17 protein-coding genes are annotated in these 17,954 nt (G+C 36.6%); 8 read left to right on the top strand and 9 right to left on the bottom strand.

The annotated features are described in order from the left end of the window. Position 1 precedes the first annotated feature (1 nt). The 4 genes from JR347_RS04385 to JR347_RS04370 form a co-directional block, all read right to left on the bottom strand. On the bottom strand, positions 2–337 hold the full coding sequence (locus tag JR347_RS04385) for an arsenosugar biosynthesis-associated peroxidase-like protein (RefSeq protein ID WP_205723840.1): 336 nt from the start codon (positions 335–337) through the stop codon (positions 2–4). A 136-nt stretch (positions 338–473) separates the two neighbouring features. Beyond that, entirely contained in the window at positions 474–1,406 is a 933-nt protein-coding gene (locus JR347_RS04380; protein ID WP_205722837.1) for a lytic transglycosylase domain-containing protein, read from the bottom strand. Positions 1,407–1,491: 85 nt separating this feature from the next. After that, a complete protein-coding gene (locus tag JR347_RS04375; RefSeq protein ID WP_205722836.1) occupies positions 1,492–2,250 on the bottom strand; it encodes an LOG family protein in 759 nt (252 codons plus the stop codon). A gap of 46 nt (positions 2,251–2,296) precedes the next feature. Further along, entirely contained in the window at positions 2,297–3,205 is a 909-nt protein-coding gene (locus tag JR347_RS04370; RefSeq protein WP_205722835.1) for a TIGR01777 family oxidoreductase, read from the bottom strand. 210 nt (positions 3,206–3,415) lie between these two features. Here JR347_RS04370 and JR347_RS04365 point away from each other — a divergent pair, with 210 nt between their 5' ends. Then, positions 3,416–3,847 (top strand): hypothetical protein, encoded by a 432-nt coding sequence (locus JR347_RS04365; protein WP_205722834.1) that lies wholly within the window; start codon positions 3,416–3,418, stop codon positions 3,845–3,847. A gap of 56 nt (positions 3,848–3,903) precedes the next feature. Here JR347_RS04365 and JR347_RS04360 read toward each other — a convergent pair whose 3' ends face one another. The 3 genes from JR347_RS04360 to JR347_RS04350 form a co-directional block, all read right to left on the bottom strand. Next, on the bottom strand, positions 3,904–6,852 hold the full coding sequence (locus JR347_RS04360; protein WP_205722833.1) for a TonB-dependent receptor: 2,949 nt from the start codon (positions 6,850–6,852) through the stop codon (positions 3,904–3,906). Positions 6,853–7,120: 268 nt separating this feature from the next. Continuing rightward, positions 7,121–8,617 carry a hypothetical protein gene (locus JR347_RS04355; RefSeq protein WP_205722832.1) on the bottom strand — a complete coding sequence of 499 codons (1,497 nt, stop codon included), beginning with the start codon at positions 8,615–8,617 and terminating at the stop codon, positions 7,121–7,123. Between the two features lie 206 nt (positions 8,618–8,823). Next, positions 8,824–9,816: an AAA family ATPase gene (locus tag JR347_RS04350; protein ID WP_205722831.1), complete on the bottom strand. Its 993-nt coding sequence runs from the start codon at positions 9,814–9,816 to the stop codon at positions 8,824–8,826. A gap of 237 nt (positions 9,817–10,053) precedes the next feature. On the opposite strand from JR347_RS04350, the gene JR347_RS04345 reads away from it, so the two are divergent. Then, a complete protein-coding gene (locus JR347_RS04345) occupies positions 10,054–10,740 on the top strand; it encodes a metallophosphoesterase (RefSeq protein ID WP_205722830.1) in 687 nt (228 codons plus the stop codon). Positions 10,741–10,743: 3 nt separating this feature from the next. Here the strand turns inward: JR347_RS04345 and JR347_RS04340 are convergent, their stop codons facing one another. Further along, positions 10,744–12,111: an exonuclease domain-containing protein gene (locus tag JR347_RS04340; protein ID WP_205722829.1), complete on the bottom strand. Its 1,368-nt coding sequence runs from the start codon at positions 12,109–12,111 to the stop codon at positions 10,744–10,746. Positions 12,112–12,268: 157 nt separating this feature from the next. On the opposite strand from JR347_RS04340, the gene JR347_RS04335 reads away from it, so the two are divergent. Beyond that, a complete protein-coding gene (locus JR347_RS04335; protein ID WP_205722828.1) occupies positions 12,269–12,574 on the top strand; it encodes a DUF2752 domain-containing protein in 306 nt (101 codons plus the stop codon). Positions 12,575–12,581: 7 nt separating this feature from the next. Here JR347_RS04335 and JR347_RS04330 read toward each other — a convergent pair whose 3' ends face one another. Further along, positions 12,582–13,286, bottom strand: a complete 705-nt coding sequence (locus tag JR347_RS04330) for an RDD family protein (RefSeq protein ID WP_205722827.1) — start codon at positions 13,284–13,286, stop codon at positions 12,582–12,584. A 20-nt stretch (positions 13,287–13,306) separates the two neighbouring features. Here JR347_RS04330 and JR347_RS04325 point away from each other — a divergent pair, with 20 nt between their 5' ends. The 5 genes from JR347_RS04325 to JR347_RS04305 are packed head-to-tail and all read left to right on the top strand — an operon-like array spanning position 13,307 to position 17,953. Next, positions 13,307–14,266, top strand: coding sequence for a stage II sporulation protein M (locus tag JR347_RS04325; protein WP_205722826.1), 960 nt, complete (start codon positions 13,307–13,309; stop codon positions 14,264–14,266). Continuing rightward, positions 14,253–15,092, top strand: coding sequence for a DUF7847 domain-containing protein (locus JR347_RS04320; protein ID WP_205722825.1), 840 nt, complete (start codon positions 14,253–14,255; stop codon positions 15,090–15,092). Before JR347_RS04325 ends, JR347_RS04320 begins: the two co-directional genes overlap by 14 nt. A 15-nt stretch (positions 15,093–15,107) precedes the next feature. Further along, positions 15,108–15,818, top strand: a complete 711-nt coding sequence (locus JR347_RS04315; RefSeq protein ID WP_205722824.1) for a DUF4129 domain-containing protein — start codon at positions 15,108–15,110, stop codon at positions 15,816–15,818. Further along, positions 15,808–16,983 (top strand): DUF4350 domain-containing protein, encoded by a 1,176-nt coding sequence (locus JR347_RS04310; RefSeq protein WP_205722823.1) that lies wholly within the window; start codon positions 15,808–15,810, stop codon positions 16,981–16,983. The genes JR347_RS04315 and JR347_RS04310 overlap by 11 nt, the downstream gene beginning before the upstream one ends. Then, positions 16,973–17,953, top strand: coding sequence for an AAA family ATPase (locus tag JR347_RS04305; RefSeq protein ID WP_205722822.1), 981 nt, complete (start codon positions 16,973–16,975; stop codon positions 17,951–17,953). Before JR347_RS04310 ends, JR347_RS04305 begins: the two co-directional genes overlap by 11 nt. The last annotated feature ends 1 nt before the right edge of the window (position 17,954 follow it).

Here is a 17,954-nt window from a genome sequence, read left to right as displayed (position 1 = left end):
ATTACATACTTAGTTTCTTCACTTTATTCATCATTTGTACACCATGCACCAGGGATGCTCCACCTCTGATGGCTGCGGCCACATGTACGGCCTCCATCATCTGCTTTTCAGTAACACCCATTTCCATTGTGCCGGCAGTGTAAGCATCAATACAATACGGGCATTGAACTGTATGACTTACGGCCAAAGCGATCAGCGCTTTTTCTCGAGCCGTTAATGCACCTTCTTTGAATACATCATTATAATAATCAAAAAACTTTTTTGCCAATTCAGGTTCAAAATCAGCTATATCACCAAACTTTTTAAGGTCAGCAGGGTTGTAGTATGTTTTTTCCATCATGTGTAATTAATAACTCTTGTTGAAGTTAGAACATTCAACGTTGAAATTGGTTGCGAAAGTTTAAAAGGTACTATTTATGCGGCACTCTTGTCAACTATAAGACATGAGATTGGTATGAATAGCCTGTTTACTATCAAAGTGGGATGGCAATTTGGTATGTTTTGCCTCTGGTAACATTTAATTGATCATCTCTGAGCCAAGGGTTGTGTCTCTTCAATAGCTTATAATTAATGCCTTGTTCTTTTGCAAACGCTACCAAGTCTTTGATATCGCTATCTACCTCCACATATTTTACTTTTTCCTCATCGTACAAGTGCTCTTTACTAATATCAAACCCATACTTTTTCGGATTTTGGAAAATCTCTTTGATGGCCAATATTCTGAAAACATATCGTGAAGTTTCTTCATTGAGCATAAGATCATAATAGGAGTCTACCTTTTGGTTATTTATGGCCCTTGCTAAGCCCGACCTGCCTCGATTATAGGAGGCCGCTACATTGGTCCAATTTCCAAATCTTTCATAGGCCTTATTCAAATAATTACAGGCCGCTTGTGTGGATTTTAACGGATCGTAGCGCTCATCTACATCTCTACCAATTTCTAACCCAAACTCTTTGCCGGCATCTTTTCTAATTTGCCAAAATCCAACAGCATTTTTTGGCGATACATCATTTTGAAAGCCTCCTTCAATGGCCGCTAAATATTTGAAATCATCTGGAACGTTATTTTCTTTTAGAATCTTTTCTATTTGTGGGAGCCACTTGTGCCCGCGTTTTAATAGAAATATGGTACTACTATGCCAATAAGTATTAATGTGAAGTTCTCTATCCAATCTTTCTCGCACATCGGCAATATGCAATGGCACTGGCTCGCCTGCAAAAGTCATGGATTTAGGTAATTCCAGAGAAGCTGCATTTAGATAATTCTCAAAACCAGCTGGCGGCATGTTGGAAATGGCTAACTGATCTGACCTTGGTATATCATCCTTATTCCCTTCGTTATAAGAAATATAGCCACAGACCAACACGAAGGCCATAATTGAAATATAAATAGATAGATTATTCATTGAATTTCACCTTTTTTTAAGCCAACGTTCAACTCAGCTAAAATATTCCTTCTGATAAAACAAAAGGAATATTGCATCATCAAATCTAGAAATTCGGAGATAGAAGGTACTTCGCGTAGAATTCATCAATTGCCGCCACAGCTTCAGTGGCTGTTTCAACAATCTTGAAAAGATTTAAATCCTCTTCATTAATGTTTCTTTCTTCCGCAAGCATCGTTTCCTTGATCCAGTCGATAAGCCCACCCCAATAGGCTTTGCCAACAAGTACAATAGGGAAGCGACCGATTTTCTTAGTTTGAATCAGTGTTAATGCCTCAAAAAGTTCATCTAACGTTCCGAAACCTCCAGGCATTACAATAAATCCCTGTGAATATTTAACAAACATTACTTTGCGAACGAAGAAATAGTCAAAAGTGATTAGTTTATCCTGATCTATAAAATCGTTGCCTTTCTGTTCGAAAGGTAAGATAATATTTAACCCCACCGATTTACCACCTTGCTCTTTAGCTCCCTTGTTACCAGCTTCCATAATACCCGGTCCACCACCTGTAACTACACCATAACCGTGGCGCACTAATTTAGCCGCTATTTCTTCGGCCATTTGATAGTACTTATGATCAGACTTAGTTCTAGCCGAACCAAAAACAGAAACGCAAGGGCCTATTTTAGCGAGTTTTTCAAAGCCTTCAACAAACTCTGACATCACTTTAAAAATCACCCATGAGTCGTAACTCTTTATTTCATTCCAATCTTTTTCTTCAAATGCCCTGATGATTTTCTTCTCTTCATCATTTAAATCATCGTGCGTGCGTATATTATCGAGCTTTGTTTTTTTCTCTGCCATAGTTAAAAAAATTAATTGTGGTAAGTTGTCTTTTGAAAAACGGCCACTAGGATAACAAATCTTTCAGAGCTTCTGGTAATGTTGGATAAGAAAATTTAAATCCTGTTGCCTGAATCTTCTCACAAGATACTCTACTTCCTCCTAAAATCATAGCTGCTCTTTTGCCTAACATGAGTTTTAACACAAATGCAGGCACATTGGGCAAGAAGCATGGCCTATTCAACACCTTGGCGGTTTCTTTAGTAATTACTTTGTTGGTTTCCGGGTTGGGACCAACCGCATTGTACACGTCATTCACGTCATCATTTTCAACTGCATGAATGAACATATTGCATAAATCATCGATATGAATCCAGCTCATATATTGATTACCACTACCTAGTGGAGCACCTACTCCAAATTTTATTGGTTTAGCCATTTCATAAAGCGCACCGCCTTTTTCACTAAAAACAATGCCTATTCTGAGCTTTGCAGTTCTTATTCCTAATTCAGTAATTTGATCTACTTTTTCTTCCCATGCTTTTGTAACTGTAGCTAAAAAATCATCGCCAAATCTACTGCCTTCCTTCACCCAAACTCCACCAGTATCCCATCCATAATAGCCAATAGCTGAGGCTGAAACGAATGATTTAACTTCATGATTTATTGACTTAAGTGTATCATGTAGGAGTTGGGTGCTTCTTGTTCGGCTTTCTAAAATTTCTTTCTTTCTAGCCGCTGTCCATTTTTTATCTGCTACTCCGGCACCAGCCAAATGGATGATTGCATCAACCCCTTCCAATGCGCTTTTGTCAATGGTTTGCTTTTCAACATCCCAAACATAGGCCTGTACTCCGTTTTTTGATCCAGCAGTACGTGATAGATAACGTACCTTAAAGTTTTTTTCTTTTAACAGTTCTGTGAGTCGTGAACCCACTAATCCTGTACCGCCCGTGATGAGTATTGTTTTTGGCATCTTTTATTTTAGTGTTGTTATTAAGTATAACTAAATAGAATGATATTAGTTGGACTCAACTATTTAAATTTTACAATTGATAACATAGTGAAAATGTAATTTATAAGTTCACACTTTTAAAATTTAGCATATTTGCTTTAGTAAAATCCAAGCTGTTATACTGCCTTAAAATTAACTTGGATAATGTTAAATGAGAATAACACTAAAGACATGAAAAATTTAAATTTTACAGCTACAATTTTATTAATAGTTGCATTATTCAGTTGCAATGAAAAAAAACAAAACAACTCCGGTGAAGACATCGACTACATAGCAATATGTGAAAAGTTTGATGAATATGCCTTTGAGCAAAAGGCATTGCTGGATGAAATTAGAAATAAATATCAAGCAGACAAGCCATTCATTAGAAGATTTAATGAAGAACAAATGAGTTGGATTAAATATCAGGACACAAGGCTCAGATCATTATATTCTCAGGATTGGGATAGATATTATAGAAAGCAATATGGCACGCCAATATTTAACGGATGCAAGTGCAAAGAGCTAATTAGGCTTTCTATAATAAGAAATGAGGAACTAAGAACGTATCTGGAAGGACCTGCGGAAAATCAACAAGAATGTCCTATTCAGGGAAGAAAATAAAAAAGCAGACTCAAATTAATTTGAGTCTGCTTTTTTATTGATTTGTTTAAAAAATCTTAGAATGAATATTTTACACCAGCACTAATAGCCATACCTGGGTTAAGTCTCTGAAACGTAGCATCAGGTGAATTATCTAGGTTTGAAAAGGCTCTTTTGTAAAATTGTTCAAGCTTATCATTAAGAATGTTTGAAACCCCAAAATTCACTACCCATTGTTGTTTAGCTCCAAACGTTTTATTCATATTGAAATTTAAACTATGGAAAGGTTGTGAAAACACATCCGGATCTAATCCTCCTCCTACAATAATTAAAGTTTCTCCTTTTACATTATAAAATAATCCTGCATCAAATCCACTTTCAAAGTTATTATAAGCCAGACCAGCATTAATTATCCATGGTGCCTGACCAGACATGTTTCTTGTTTCATCAATAACTTCACCTTCTCTTGCATTAGCCCTTCTATTTATCAATTCGGACTCCTGCATATCAACAATGGACTCTACAATAGTTACATTACCGTTCACACTCCAATTAGGACTAATAAAGTCTAAAGCCTTTCTAAATTCGAATTCCATTCCAAATAATTGGCCATCGCCCACATTCCTTGGTTGATATTCAACGTTTGTTCTTTGTTGAGGAATTCTTACTAATTCTATAGGATTCTCAAATGATTTGTAAAATGCAGATATTGAATAAGTTTGACCTCTACCCATAAATAACTCCCAACGAAGGTCAATATTATCTATTCTTGTCTCAACCAAATTTCCATCCCAGTTTCCAATGGCAAAAAGCCCACCGTTAAATATCCTGTTTGATACAGGATCAAAAATTTGAGCAAATGACAATTCTTTAAATGATGGCCTCGCAATTGTTTTAGAGTACGATAGTCTAAGATTTTGTTCTTCTGTGATTCCATATATTAGATTTACTGAAGGGAAAAAATCCAATGCATCAAGTACTATATCATTATCCAATACTCTACCTAATCCTTCGTCTGCCTTCACTTCACCAATGGCTTCTTCCATAGTTGCACCTGAAGCTACCCTGCTTCTGATGTAACTAGCAGCTCCCTGATCTCTTCCAGTATGCCTCATGGTGAAATTTTCTGCCCTTACACCTATAATCGCTTTCAATTTATCTAAAGGAGAAAATTCCGTTGAAAAGTAAACCCCTGAATTAGTTGCATTCGCATTATATTCATTAGGGTTTGGATTACTAAATCCAGATACAAGGAAAACATTACCTGCTGGGAAAACTGTCTCATTAGTCCATACTTCTAGTCCACTTCCTGTCCAATCAAGCTGCTCTCCATTTAAAAAATTAACATTGAAGTCTACAATTCTATAATCTCTTTCTTTATAGATTTGACTAACTCCAAATTTTAATTTGGCATCGTTTCCAAACATTTCCAGATCTCTTGTAACATCTACTTTACCTACCACATTTATTTCATCAAGCTCTCTCCAAATTCTTGTTGGATTACCTGCCGCTCCTGCAGCGAATCGCAAATTATCGTTGATTCTAGTGAAAGCTGTTTGTCTAATATCAGGATCTTCCTGAGTTGACCATGTAGTAGAACCTCTCCAGTCGATTGTCCATTTATTATTACCAAGATGATGCTCACCATTTAGAAAGATGTTAGAAATTTTTCTTTCATTGTATTCCAATATTTCACTGATACCTGTGTATCCAGATTTACCTGATGCTTCTTGATCATCCAGAATTTCAGCCGAAACAGATGTACTTTCTCCATTCTGTAATCTCATCATGGTCAATCGAAATTTGGATAAGTTAGTTTTGTATGCTAACCCTGCTAAACCACCAAGTAATACATTGTTTTCAGCCTGAATTCCACTTTGATTAAAAGCTCTTTGAAAATCAAGCCTTGTTCGATCGTTTAAGTCATTTTGGTATTCACCATAAAATGCATCATCATAAAATGTTGTATTGTTTTTGTAATTACCAGTAAATAAATAGCCAATGTTATGACCATTTTTCAGTTCAAACTGATTCGCGGCAGTAAGTCCGAAGCTATAATTCATGAAGCTTGTTTCTGACCTCACCCCCATCGTTGGGCTAAATTGATTTAAGAAGTTTGCCACTTCCTGATCATTTTGTGCGTTTAGTGGAGTTGGTATACTGTTCAAATCAACATTTGTGGGTAATCCACGCGTACCATCGTCATATCCCAACCAATCTGTACTTCCTCCATCATAGGTAATGTAGTTATTATTGAAGTGCATGGAAGGATTATATTCCATTCCAAATGAGACATCTAATATTTTTTCCTCAGGGAAATCCTTTGTTTCAATATTCACTATACCTCCCGTAAAATCAGCAGGCAATTCAGGTGTAAATGTTTTTAATATCACCATGTTATCAATAAGATTGGTAGGATATACATCTATCTGGATACTGTTTCTATCAGGATCTAGTCCGGGGATATCCATTCCGTTTTGGGTAGTTTTTGTATACCTGTCTCCAAGACCTCTTACATAAATATATTTACCCCCTTCCACGGATACTCCTGTTACCCTTTTAGCAGCAGCACCAGCATCACCATCACCAATCTTTCGAAAACTTGCTGCAGAAATACCATCTAAAACATTGGCAGACTTTCGTTTAACAGTTTGTAAAGCCTCTTCTGTATTACGAATAGCTTCTGCTGTTATAACTACTTCGGCTAACTGCTCCACATCTTCCTGCATTATTATTCTATCTAATATGGTAACTTCACCGTCAACAACTTCTACACCTGTTATTGTAACCGCAGCATATGAAATAAATGATGCCTGCACATTGTATGTGCCGGGAGCAGTTTTAATTTCAAACTTACCATCGAAATCTGTAACTGCACCTGTCGAAGTGCCTTCAATAATAACAGTCACTCCAAACATTGGCTCACCTGTTGATCCTTCGAGTACAGTTCCTCGAATTATTCCTTTCTGCGCTATTGCAGCCAATGAAGCTATTGATAATAAAATGGTTAGTACTAAATTCTTCATTACTATTATTCTTAAATTTTCTGCAAAGCTATAGTCAACTGATATTGCTGCAACGAATACTAGATTACTAATAGTTTAAGATTAAGCGCGAAGGTTGGGCTCAAAGTAATATTGGATTAACATTACCGTTTAACTAATAAAAGTAATTAAAACAATTATCGATTTAAATAGTAAAATTAAAGCTTAATCGTTTTTTAACGATGTTAACAATTACATAATAAAAGAGGGCATCCAATGGATGCCCTCTTTTTCTGAAATTTTATTGTTATTATAATCCTAATGCTTCCAAAGCTCCAGAATTTCCAGCCCAAGACCATGCAAAATCAGCAGCTGTAGGACCGTAAGACTTTGAGCTTACATCTACACCAAAAGTAAGTACTGATTCCGCTCCGTCAAAGAAACCACCAGAGTTATCAGCAAGGTCAGTTTCCCAGTTAGCTGTGTTGCTGTTAGCGTTAGTGCCAACACCACCGAAGCTTTCAATTCTTCCAGCTTCTATTCCGAAGAAATACAAGTTATTCAAACTAGCGTTGGTATCATCATCCCAGTCAACAATTGCATCGATATCCGGACCACCATAAATAACACCTTCGGTAAATATGTGATCTTCACCTCTTGTTATTGAACCTTCAGGACCGTCCAACTCAAAAGCTGAACCAGTATTAGGCGTTACAATTATAAAGTTTTCAACAACTCCATTGTAGTCCATATCAGTATCCATAGAATCATCAAATGAGTTCCAAATTACCGCGCCATCTACAGAAACACTTCCTCCAAAGAATTCGATACCGTCATCAGCATTGGCAACAACTTCAACATTACTTATAGTTGTTCCAGCACCAACACCGCCTAAAGTTAATCCATTGATCTCATTTCCAGAACCAATGTTAGTTCCACCGTGTCTGATTGAAATATAAGATATTGTACCAGAATTATCATTTTCATCATCTCCACCATATAATCCATTTGGATCAGATGAAGGAATTCCTTCAATCTGTATTTCTGATAAATCCGAAGCCTCATCTGTCTTAGCTGTAATTGGTGCGTTACCCAAAACGATCACACCACCCCATAGACCTGATTGAGTCTCAGAAGTTGTACTTGCGTAGTTTCCTGCAGCTACATCAGCTGGATCTATTGGATCTAATATAGACGTAAAAATTATCGGAAGTTCAGCAGTTCCCTGAGCATTTAACACACCATCTCTTGCTACTAATAAAGCAGTAGCAGCTGCACCTTGACCTTCGTTGCCTTTTATTACTGTACCTGGCTCAATAGTTAAAGTAACACCCGCTAAAACTGTTACACGTGTATCAAGTTGATAGATATTATCAGCCGTCCAAGTCGTATTCTCCTCAATGTCACCTCTTACAATCACTACTGGTGTTGCACCAACAGAAAGTACATGTGTTACAACGTCTGTATCTCCGTCAACATCTGTAGCTGTAAAAGTAAATACAATGTTCTTACTTGCATCTTCCTCAGTAGCTGTGTAGCTAAACTCGTAAGTTGCAGTAGTATTACCTGTCAAATCAACTGTTTCTAATGCAGTATCATCTTTGGTCACAACTAAACTAACAAGACCATCATTGCCTTGTACAGTTGCAGTTACTGGTCCTAGCGTACCTAAATTTTCAATTGATGCTGTTGCAGGAATTCCTGAAATCGTTACACCGTTGTCCGCTGCCGGATCATCATCATCGCTACAAGAAGCTAGGTAAAACATTACCCCAAATGCAGCTAATAAACTTAAAATCTTTTTCATCACTTAAATTGGTTTTTAATTGCTTTTCAAATTGTGCCACAAATGAAAGCTTTAATTGTTACCTCAATTCATTGATGAGATTAAGCGTTTATTAACTATGTAAACTGAAGTTTAATCTAATGTTAAGCGCTTAAATTGTCGGCTAAAGAAAAAGGCCTTAAAAAAAGGCCTCCTCGTTTCTCAAACTAAGATTCTAAATTGATTAACTAATTGTTAATAGGCACTTTGTTCAAAATTGAACGTACAATTTCATTTGTGTCTATATTATCGGCCTCAGCCTCGTAGTTTAGGATAATTCTATGATTTAATACGTCAGGTGCCACTTCTTTAATATCCTCAGGCAACACATACTCACGGCCATCGAAATAGGCCATGGCTTTGGCAGCTAAGTTTAAATTGATGGAAGCCCTTGGAGAAACACCAAACTGTATATAATTGGCTTCTTCAGTTAAGTTGTATGCTTTAGGGTCTCTCGTGGCATGTACCAATTCAATTATATACTTCTCTAGTGATTCATTGATAGCCGTTTGGTTGATCTCATTTCTGATATCAAAAATATCTTGCTTCTGAAGCACTGTATTTACCTTATAATCGAACGACATATTAGAAATACGTCTCATTACCTCCAATTCCTGATTTTTTGTTGGGTAATCTACATGTACCTTCATCATAAAACGGTCTACCTGTGCTTCTGGCAATGGATAGGTACCTTCCTGATCTACCGGGTTTTGAGTTGCTAATACAAAGAAAGGCCTATCTAACTGAAAAGTGGTTTCACCAATCGTCACCTGCTTTTCCTGCATCGATTCCAATAAAGCCGACTGAACTTTGGCTGGTGATCGATTGATCTCATCGGCCAATATCATGTTAGCGAAAATAGGGCCTTTTTTCACCTCAAAATTTCCTTGCTTCTGATTGTATATCATCGTACCAATCAAATCGGCAGGTAATAGATCCGGTGTGAACTGTATTCTTTGAAAATCCAGATGCAATACCTGAGCAAGTGTGCTTACTGTAAGTGTTTTGGCTATACCGGGTACACCTTCCAGTAAAATATGGCTTTGAGTAAAAAGACCAATTAACAAGCGATTGATTAAAGCTTCTTGCCCTACAACCACCTTACCCATCTCATCAAACACCTGTTTGATTTTCTCCTGATGCTCCTTTTTCTTATCGATATTAACTGCTGTTTCTTCCATAGTTACGTTCTTTCCACTAATCTCCTAACGAGATAAATCTTACTTTTGGTTTACCAATAATCAAAAAATTAAAGATTTTGAAATAAATCAAAATGTCAGGGTAAGTCTGACAAAAATGATTTTTCTTTTTTCGTCTGACTTAAACTTAGCGCAATATTAAAAAATATGGCTCAAAATTTTGATAAGGGGTGATTCTGATTTGGTAATGGCTACATTTATTAACATTATTTAACCAGTATGAGAAAATTTGTTATTGGTGATATACATGGCGCTAACATTGCATTGGAGCAATGCCTGGAAAGAAGCGCTTTCGATTTCGCCAATGACTTGCTTATTTCTATCGGAGATATTTGTGATGGCTGGCCTGAAACAAATCAATGTTTTGAGACTTTATTGAAGGTTCAACACTTTGTACTCACTATGGGCAACCACGATTTTTGGGCATTAGAATGGGCCCTGGGCAATGAGGTTAGCCCAGCCTGGTTGGCGAATGGTGGTGAAAACACTCTAAAAAGCTATCCTGATGGAATGCCTGAATCACATTTAAAGATACTTTCAGCTGCCAAAAGTTATCACGAGTTAGATAATAAATTATTTGTACACGCGGGTATCGACACATCGCTATCAATGGAAAACCAAGATTCCAGCATTTTACTTTGGGATAGAAACTTCTTTGAAAAGGCAATTGCAGAATCGATGAAAGAACATCCAACCAGTTTAACATCTTTTAAAGAAGTATTTATTGGTCACACACCAATTCATAAATTAGGACATACTAAACCTATTAAATGTGCTGAAGTCTGGATGATGGATACCGGTGCAGGTTGGGGTGAAAAATTATCAATAATGGATATTGAAACCAAAGAAGTATTTCAGAGTGATCGGGTGGAAAACCTTTATCCGAAAGGAGCTGGCAGAAATTAGTGGTTATTTTAACTCAACAACCTTAGCATCTGCACTATTGATGTAACTGTTTAGGTAGTTGTTAATCTCCACGGTAGGTTTATGAAGATCAATCAGCAATTTAGCCTCCTCCAAAGAAGAAAATGGCTGCTCCCGATCATAAAAACCAAAGCCTAAATAGGCGCCTTTTTCGATAACTATGAGCGTTTGTTCATCCTCATTACGTCCTTCACCTAATATGGCTAAGGACCGATCATCATTATCAAACGATTTTATGGCTTCTTCTAATCGACTATTATATGATTCTACAGATTCCTCACCACAACATGCCCCTTTACAATTTCCTAATTTCACATCATAACACTCGCCAGTCACCTTTTGAATGCCACATAACTTTGGGCACAGCTCAAATTCCTTCATTACACCCATTAAGTAATGAAACCCATCAGCATGCGAGTTAAAATCAATAATTGGCGGCACCCCTTTTATTTTCTTGCTTACATTAAATCGTTTATAACCTTCACGATCTTCATATATGTATATGCCCCATTGGTTGGAAATATATTTTTGAGATCGGTTATATTTTGGCCAGAGTCTTTTTATTTCTTGCGACTCCAACACCAGAGCCACCAACTCATTTCCAGTCAATTGATAATCGATATGATGAACTTCATTTCTGATGTATTGATTTCTACCATTTTTAGAAGTACCTGAAAAGTGACTTGTAATTCGCTTTTTGATATTCACTGCTTTGCCAACGTAGATCACATTACTTTTTTCATCTAAGAAATAATACACTCCCGGCTGTTCTGGTAAGGCCAAAAACTCTTGCTTAGGCAAATTTGGTGGCAAAGTAGTTTCTTTAGAATTTCTTTTCAGTGCATTACGAACTGCATCAGGATTTTCCTCTAATATCTTTTCAAATAATATGGTTGTTGCTTTTGCATCACCCGCAGCACGATGCCGGTTTTCGATAGGTATTTTTAATGATTCGCATAAATTACCAAGGCTATAGGAACGTTGATTCGGGTATACCTGTCGGCTCAAACGTACTGTACATAACTTCTTATTTACAAAAAGATAGCCCTCTTGTTCAAACGCCTTTTTAATAAAGGAATAATCGAAGTGTACATTATGAGCCACAAAAACTTTATCCTGAAGCAGGCTATTAAACTTTTCAGCTATTTCAGAAAATGTAGGTGCTGAATCTACCATCTCCTGAGTGATACCGGTGAGTCCAGTAATGTAGCCTGGCACCACTTGTTGTGGATTGACCAAGGTTTGAAATTCGTCTATCACTTTTTCACCATCATGTATGTACGCAGCAATTTCAGTAATGCGGCTTTTGCCTGCAAAACCTCCTGTTGTTTCAATATCTACAATGGCGTACATGCTACTAATTTACTTTGACTAGAAAAATTAACAGCGAGCTATGAGGAATGATTTCAAAAAAAATGGGAAATGATTCACACCTTTTTTTTATTGTGGCTAACATGCTTCCCTGAAAATTTACGATGCATCGGCTACTTTTATTAACTTACATTGATTTATGTATAGCAGATTAATAAGCAACTACTTAAAAACCTATTGGCTCACTGCTGCTTTTTTTGGATATCTGATCTTCTCAGTAGCCATCAAAAGTTATGTGGGCCTAGACTATACAATACCTTGTTTGATTCGCTACACTACAGGCATAAAATGTCTGGGTTGTGGATTAACAACAGCGGCCACACATTTACTAACATTAGATTTCATAGGCGCTTACCAATCCAATCCTTTAATTTTTATTATACTTCCTGCATTAGTCTTTCTACTCATAAACCATTGGAGAAAATACTTAAAAATGCAGCAGTAATATGTGCCTACACCTGATCGGTGTGCATTTTATAATAATCTCTAACTACCTGCTGCAAGAAAATATAGTCTGTCTGATTATCCTTTATTTTAACCCCTAGTTTAAGTTCCAGTTTTAAAGCAAGCTGACTAATATTTGGATGATTTTTTGCATCGACTCTGTTATCAATAATCTCACTTATTAACTGAACTTCTCTGTCAGATAATTCTGACACTTCAGGGTACATGATAACGTGATCTTCATGAACACTCATTTCTGAAAGAATTTCACTTTTCAATTTCGCCTCAGATTTAACATTGACAACAATTGTCCCTGCTGCCAAATCACCAAGTCTTTGATTCTTGCTTGTAAAGAAAATAACAGCTAGTCCTATCCCATAAAAAGTGTCTATTGGTCTGAGTAAGAAACGTAAAAAGTAGGCACTGAGCCCGGCCGCATTTCCATCTTTTTTCATTACCCTGATGCCTCGGTATCTTTTCCCTACACTCTGGCCATTCATAAAAACCTCACAAATCAGGTGATAGAAAAAAATAGGGACGAACATAAAGAATGTGGCATACCCTAGGTCTAAAATAGACCCAATGAAAAATATCGACAGGGAAATTCCGGCTATAACAAGTGAATCAATTAAATAGGCAATCAGCCGATCAGCAATGCTCGAATTTTCATAATTGATTTGGACATTCTGATGAGTATTGACGTATATTGCCATGAATTTTTTAAGTTCAATTAATGAGAGAAATCAATTTTTTTCGCAAAAATGAAAAAAAATGGGCGGAAATAGACGATTTGCTCTCAACATCTGGTTCCATTTCAGCCGATCGCCTATCTGATTTATACATTCAGCTCACCGATGATCTCGCTTATGCACAGACTAATTATCCCGAAAGTAAAACTGTAGCATATTTAAATTTATTAGCAGGTAAAGTTCATGGCAACATCTACAAGAACAAGAAAAAAAGCAGATCGTTTTTAATTAACTTTTTCGGCAAAGAATTGCCTCTTATCATTTACAAGCACAGAAAGGCTCTATTGGTTTCACTCATTGTTTTTTCATTGTCTTGCTTGATTGGTGCATATTCAACACATGTAGATGAAACTTTTCCCAGATTAATTATGGGAGACCAGTACGTTGATATGACCATTGAAAATATTGAAAATGGGAACCCAATGGGAGTGTATGAAAGTATGGATCCTGTACCAATGTTTCTTTTCATAACTTTCAATAACATTCGGGTATCATTTATAGTCTTTGCTGCAGGCATCTTTTTTTCTGTCTTTACCGGGTTTTTATTGTTTAGAAACGGTATCATGCTGGGGTGTTTTCAATATTTTTTTTACACCAAGAAACTGCTTTATATCTCGGCTTTGACAATCTGGGTCCACGGTACTTTGGAAATAGCATCTATTGTTATTGCTGGTGGTGCCGGCTTGGCATTAGGAAATAGTTTCATGTTTCCTGGTACTTATTCAAGACTCCATTCATTTCAAATGGTAGCAAAAGATAGCGTTAAAATTATTGCAGGCTTAATTCCAATTTTTATCGTTGCGGGCTTTTTAGAGAGTTTCGTTACAAGATATTCTACAGTATCTACCATACCGGCAGCGGTAATAATATTATTATCTATGCTTTTTTTACTATTTTACTTTATTTACTACCCTTATAAACTACATCAACATGCAACAAATTAATTTTAAGAAAGAGCGAGACTTGGGACAAACCTTAGAAGCTGCTTCCATCTTCATTAAACAACATTTTTTTAATATTCTTAAGCCAACCTTAATAGTGGTTATTATACCTCTTGTTTTAGGTGCTTTGTTAATGGCTTCAGGAATGAAGGAAATGTTCGGCAGTCAGCAATATATAAATTCAACCGATGCCTTTTTTAACTACATGATCAATATGCTTTCGTCTTATGGATTAATCATGATTGCATATGTTTTGGGCTACGTTGTAATTATCGGATACATCAAACTTTATGCTTCAGGAGTTGAGAATATTACGTTAAATGACTTATTGCCAATTGTTAAATCAAAGGCTATTTTTTTAACAATAAGCTCTATTGCACTAGTAATAGTAATATATATTGGCCTGATACTTTGCGTTCTACCAGGTATATACCTTTCAGTTGTACTCGTTCACTTTTATGCTGTTGCCATTATTGAAGATGCCGGTTTCGGTGAATCATGGAAAAGGTGTTTCTATCTGATCAAAGATAACTGGTGGTCAACCTTTGGATTGTACTTTGTTACCTATCTAATTTCCTTTGGGATAATGATTTTAGCCTATATTCCAATGTATGCGATTATGGGCATGCAAATGTTTAAAGCATCTTCTGAAAATGATCCTACCGCTATGTTTGAATCAATGTCTAATATGGCTTATTTCCTGCCAATTTATTATTTAATTGGTTTGGTTATCACCATTCTTTGGGCAGTTGTATCCACATTAAGATACTATTCCCTTGTTGAGAATAAAGATGGCAGTGGTGAAAAAGAACTTATCAATCAGTTATAATTTATTCGCGCAGGGTTGAGATTCGGGTTAACGCTATTTCTATTTGTTACTATCACATTTAATCTGTTCGGAACTTCTGACACACTCACCACAAGAGATGTCAGAAGTTTTAACTCCTCGCAGTTAGAGCAATATCGTTCCGATACAGATTTTAATTACTCCACTGATTCAGCCCAAGTAAGCTGGTGGCTTGGGTTCAGAGAGTGGCTTGCTGATCTTCTTCAGGATTATTTTCAAGATAAAGACGAAGAAGCAATTGGACAGATAGTTTATATAATCATTAGAGTTCTGCTATGGGCATTGGCACTCACTGCCATTGGCCTTGTGCTATACAGCTTATATAGGAAAGGAGTATTTGGATTAATTGGAAGAAAGCGACACCAGCTAACCATGTCGGACGATGACCTTCTACTAATAAAAGAAGAGATCGAATGGGAGGACCTGATACGGCAATCGATTCAGAACCAAAAATACAATGAGGCCATTCGCTATTTATTTTTACAGGCTTTAAAGATTCTTTCAGATTTAGGGAAAATAGAATTGAATAAGGCAAAAACTATCCGAGATTACCAACGAGAACTGTCAACAGAATATTCAGATCAATTTGCCCTATTGGCCCGGTGTTATCAATATGTTTGGTTTGGCGGGGTAACTATTGACGAAAAGCATTTTGAGGATTTACATGCCACTTTCAGAGATTTTAATGGAACAGTAAATGTGGAGTAAATACAAATACTATATCGTTTCAGGAATCGCGCTGGTGCTTATTGGAGTGTTGGAATCAATAAAACCAAAAGAAGTAGTATGGCTTGAATCTTATTCGAGGTATGATAAAATTCCGTACGGCAATTTTGTGTTGTTCAACGAATTGGAGAGTATATTTTCTGAATCCATCGTATCGTCAAGTGAATCACTATCTCAAACTCTTGATGATGCTCAACAAAAAACTAACCTAATAATTATTAATAACTCATTTCAGCCTGCTGAAGTAGAACTGGAGGCACTCTTAGAGTTCGTGAATAATGGAAATCAGGTGTTGATAGCCAGTAGAACAATTTCACAAGCCTTATTGGATACTCTTAACCTAAGCATAGAAAATAGTTTTGATGATGAAATTCAAACCAGCTACATATTCTATTTAAAGGATGACAGCACCAGATATACTGCACCCAATCAGAGCATGTTCTTCCGTTCTTATTTTGCCAATTCTGATGAGGGAAATTATCTAGGTTTTAATTCAGACGATCAGCCCAATTTTGCCTTTTCAACATTCGGTAAGGGTAAAATATACCTCCATTTAACCCCAAATGTCTTCTCCAATGTATTTATGCTAGCAGATGAAAATCATCATTATATAAGTCAGGTATTATCTTATTTACCTGATCAGCATACCATTTGGGATGAATACTACAAAGTGCGAAAAAACTACATTAGCAAAACTCCATTTCAACATATTTTAACAACTGAAGGGTTACAACAGGCTCTTTATCTTCTTCTTTTGGGCACACTATTGTATATCATTTTTGCATCAAAAAGAAAGCAAAGGATTATACCTGTTTTACCTACTAAGGCCAATACAACGGTAGAATTTGTCGAAACGATTGGTCAGCTTTATTACAATGAAAGCGATCATAAAGACATCGGAATGAAAAGGATAGATTACTTTCTTGCCGAAGTGAGGGAAAAATACAGGTTGGATACGGAAGTACTTGATGATACATTCGCCAAACATCTTTCAAACTCTTCAGGAGTGCCTTTCGAAGATGTTAGCCTTTTAGTTACAAATTTCAAAGTTATTCGAGCAGTAGCCAATGTGTTAGATGAACGAATAATTGAACAGGAAAAATTGATAGAAAACTTTTATAAAAAAGCCAGATCTTATGGAAAATGATAATATTTTCGAATCACGCGTTGATCTCTCCGTGGTTCAAGAAACTTTTGAGGCCATTCAAAAAGAGATAGGGAGTGCTGTGTTAGGGCAACAAAAAATCGTTGAGCAATTAACAATTGCTTTATTCTGTGAAGGGCATGTGCTGATTGAGGGTATGCCCGGAGTAGCTAAAACATTGACGGCCAAATGCCTATCTAAAACGGTAGATGCGAAATTCAGCAGAATTCAATTCACACCAGATTTAATGCCCAGCGATGTGATCGGCACAATGATCTACAATCCTAAGTCTACAGAGTTTGACTTTAAATCCGGTCCAATATTCTCGAACGTTGTGTTAATAGATGAAATAAATAGAGCCCCCGCCAAAACACAATCGTCACTTTTTGAATGTATGGAGGAACGACAGATTACGGTGGATGGAACTCGGTATGAATTGGAATCTCCTTTTATTGTCATTGGCACTCAAAACCCAGTAGAACATGAGGGTACTTACAGGTTACCGGAGGCACAGTTAGATCGCTTTATGTTCAAGTTGATCGTGGATTACCCTAACCTGGATGATGAACAGAAAATATTAGAATTACACATGACAGGTGGCATCCATCTTAATCTGAAAAACATCAATAAAATTATTGATGCTAAAAAGCTGAAAGCAATACAGGAAACGGTAAAACAAATTAATGTGAAGCGTGAAATACTTCATTATATTGCCAGCCTCATACATGAAACACGAAACAATCCGAACATCTATTTAGGGGCATCACCAAGAGCAGGTATTAGTCTCTTACACAGTGCCAAAACGTATGCCGCTGTACAAGGTAGAGATTTTGTAACCCCTGATGATGTGAAGGATATGGTTATTCCGGTATTGAATCACCGCATTATGTTGACCCCTGAAAAAGAAATGCAGGGAATGACCGCGCATACGGCCATCCAATTGATAGTAGATAAAGTAGAAGTGCCTAATTGAT

The sequence above is a fragment of the Fulvivirga lutea genome (assembly GCF_017068455.1).
GTDB lineage: Bacteria > Bacteroidota > Bacteroidia > Cytophagales > Cyclobacteriaceae > Fulvivirga > Fulvivirga lutea.
Note: the sequence above shows the minus strand (reverse complement) of the source record. Positions and strands in the feature narration are given on the sequence as shown.